2 protein-coding genes are annotated in these 2,925 nt (G+C 70.2%); one reads left to right on the forward strand and one right to left on the reverse strand.

The window, feature by feature from the left end; genetic code table 11:
• Window positions 1-2,611: ATP-dependent chaperone ClpB (gene clpB / locus ACLN58_RS20295; protein ID WP_415857040.1), on the reverse strand; the 2,611-nt coding region annotated here is incomplete at its 3' end.
• 150 nt (window positions 2,612-2,761) lie between these two features.
• On the opposite strand from clpB, the gene ACLN58_RS20300 reads away from it, so the two are divergent.
• On the forward strand, window positions 2,762-2,925 hold a 164-nt coding region (locus ACLN58_RS20300; RefSeq protein ID WP_415857041.1), incomplete at its 3' end, for a DUF4031 domain-containing protein.

Consider the following 2,925-nt stretch of genomic DNA (forward strand, 5'->3'; position numbering starts at 1 on the left):
TGACGCTCAGCCCGCCGCTCGAGGCGCCGGTGAGGTCGTGGAGGTCCACCGAGACGTCGGCCACGTCGACGGCAACCGTGTCGCCGTCGGTGACCTCCCCCGCGAGGAGGGCCTTGGCCAGCCGGTCCCCGATCTCGCGCTGGACGAGCCGCCGCAGCGGCCGCGCGCCGTACGCGGGGTCATAGCCCGACATCGCGAGCCAGGCCCGCGCGCCGTCGGTCACGTCGAGCGCGAGGCGGCGCCCGCGCAGCCGCCCCTGGAGCGCATCGACCTGCAGCTGGACGATCCGGGAGAGCTCGTCGACCGAGAGCGGCTCGAACATGATGATGTCGTCGAGCCGGTTGAGGAACTCGGGCTTGAACGAGGTGTGCACCACCTGCATCACGGCGTCCTCCTTCGTGGCCTGGCTCAGGTCCGGGTCCACGAGGTATTGGCTGCCGAGGTTGGACGTCAGCACGAGGATCGTGTTGCGGAAGTCCACGGTGCGGCCCTGCCCGTCGGTGAGCCGGCCGTCGTCGAGCACTTGGAGCAGGATGTCGAACGCCTCGGGGTGCGCCTTCTCGACCTCGTCCAGCAGGATCACCGAGTACGGCCGGCGCCGGACGGCCTCCGTGAGCTGCCCGCCTTCTTCGTAGCCCACGTACCCGGGAGGCGCCCCGACGAGGCGCGCGACGGCGTGCTTCTCCGAATACTCGCTCATGTCGATGCGCACCATGGCGCGCTCGTCGTCGAACAGGAAGTCCGCGAGCGCCTTCGCGAGCTCGGTCTTGCCCACGCCGGTCGGCCCGAGGAACAGGAACGAGCCGGTGGGCCGGTTGGGATCGCTGATCCCGGCCCGCGCGCGGCGCACGGCGTCGGAGACCGCCTGGACGGCCTTCGTCTGGCCGATGAGCCGCTTCCCGACCTCCTCCTCCATGTGCAGGAGCTTCTGGCTCTCGCCCTGGAGCATGCGGCCCGCCGGGATTCCGGTCCACGCGGAGATGACCTCCGCGATGTCGTCCGCCGTGACCTCCTCGGCGACCATCTTGGCGCTCGCGCTCGCCTCCTGCTCGGCCACCGAGGCGGCCTTGAGCTCGCGTTCGACCGTCGGGATCTCGCCGTAGAGGATCCGGGACGCCTCGGCGAGGTCCCCGTCGCGCTGGGCCTTGTCCGCCACCGACCGCAGCTCGTCGAGCCGCGCGCGAAGCTCGCCGACGCGGTTGAGGCCGGCCTTCTCCGCCTCCCACCGGGCGTTGAGCGCGGCGAGCTCCTCCTTCCGGTTGGCCATGTCCTCGCGGATGGCGGCGAGCCGCTCGATCGACGCGGCGTCCGTCTCGCCGTCGAGGGCGAGCTCCTCCATGGTGAGGCGGTCGACGGCGCGGCGCAGCTGGTCGATTTCCTCCGGCGCCGAGTCGATCTCCATGCGGAGCCGCGACGCGGCCTCGTCGATGAGATCGATCGCCTTGTCGGGAAGCTGCCGGCCAGTGATGTAGCGGTTCGAGAGCGTCGCCGCCGCGACGAGGGCGGAGTCGGAGATCGAGACCTTGTGGTGGGCCTCGTAGCGCTCCTTGAGGCCGCGGAGGATCGCGATCGTGTCCTCAACGCTCGGCTCGCCCACGAAGACCTGCTGGAAGCGGCGCTCGAGCGCGGCGTCCTTCTCGATGTTCTCGCGGTATTCGTCGAGCGTCGTGGCGCCGATGAGGCGCAGCTCGCCGCGCGCGAGCATGGGCTTGAGCATGTTCCCGGCATCCATCGACGAGTCCCCCGTCGCGCCCGCGCCGACCACCGTGTGGATCTCGTCGATGAACGTGACGATCTGGCCCTCGGAGCTCCGGATCTCCTCAAGGACGGCCTTGAGCCGTTCCTCGAACTCGCCGCGGTACTTCGCGCCGGCCACCATCGAGCCGAGGTCGAGCGAGATGAGGCTCTTGCCGCGCAGGCTCTCCGGGACGTCCCCGGCGACCATGCGCTGGGCGAGCCCCTCGACGACGGCGGTCTTGCCCACCCCCGGCTCGCCGATGAGCACGGGGTTGTTCTTGGTGCGCCGCGAGAGGACCTGGACTACGCGCCGGATCTCCGCATCGCGGCCGATCACGGGGTCGAGCTTGCCCGAGCGGGCGATCGCGGTGAGGTCGGTCCCATACTTCTCGAGGGACTGGAACGTGTTCTCGGGGTCGGGGCTGTCCACCTTGCGGTCGCCGCGCACGCCGGGGAGCGCCGCCTTGAGCGATTCGAGGTTCGCGCCGTTGTCCCGCAGCGCGTGGCCGGCCGGACCGCCGTCGGCGGCGAGGCCGAGCAGGAGGTGCTCGGTCGAGACGTAGCTGTCCCCGAGCCGCTCCGACTCCTGCTGCGCCGCCTGGATGACCTGGAGGCCCTGGCGGCTCAGCTGCGCCTGGGCGACAGTGTTGCCCGAGCTCGAGGGCAGGGCCTTGATCGCGGTGCTCGCGGCGACGCTCACGGCGTCCGGGTCGGCACCCGTGGCCCGCAGGAGCGCGACAGCGACGCCCTCGCGCTGATCCATGAGCGCCTTGAGGAGGTGGGCCGGCTCGACCTGCGGATTGCCAGCGGTCGAGGCATTCATGGCCGCGGCCGAAAGCGCCTCCTGGCTCTTCGTGGTGAATTTGACGTCCAAAAGAGAGCTCCTTCCCCCGGGTTCCAGACCCATGAAACCGCGCTGGCCTCACGTAGGTCAACGCATCTAACTTGAGTGTACTTGACTCAAGTATTGACTCCAAACCACGTCGTCGCGCCAGGACGGGTATCGCGTGCGATGCTGAGGGGCATGGCGATCCTCATCGACACCCCGATGTGGCCCGCGCACGGGACCGTCTTCGCGCACCTCGTCTCCGACACGTCCCTCGCCGAGCTCCACGCGTTCGCTGCGGCCGCGGACGTCCCCGAGCGGGCCTTCGACGAGGACCACTACGACGTCCCCGAGCGCCGCCA

The sequence above is a fragment of the Sinomonas sp. G460-2 genome (assembly GCF_047759905.1).
GTDB lineage: Bacteria > Actinomycetota > Actinomycetes > Actinomycetales > Micrococcaceae > Sinomonas.